The 261-nt window shown below is 65.5% G+C and carries 1 protein-coding gene; it reads right to left on the reverse strand.

The features are described 5' to 3' along the window. A partial coding sequence (locus EUU22_RS25185) for a hypothetical protein (RefSeq protein WP_165351086.1) occupies positions 1-261 on the reverse strand: 261 nt, incomplete at both ends.

Raw genomic sequence — 261 nt, forward strand, 5'->3', positions numbered from 1 at the left:
CGATCGCGAGATTCGAGGGCCGCGTGATCGGTCTGTAGAACTGCCGTTCCTTCGGGCATGCCGAGCGTGACGGCCTTCTGGAAGGTTCCGCCGCTCGCGCCGCCGAAGACGGCCATCCGCACGTATCCGCCACCACGAGTCAGCGCGGTGAATTTCGGCTCCTTCACGAACGGTGTACCGGCGACGTTCGGCGCGGCATACGTCGTCACGAGCGCCCACAGGCTCACGGACGAGCGATAGAAGGTGTAGCGGTAGCGGACG

The organism is Ciceribacter ferrooxidans (assembly GCF_004137355.1).
Taxonomy (GTDB): Bacteria; Pseudomonadota; Alphaproteobacteria; order Rhizobiales; family Rhizobiaceae; genus Allorhizobium; species Allorhizobium ferrooxidans.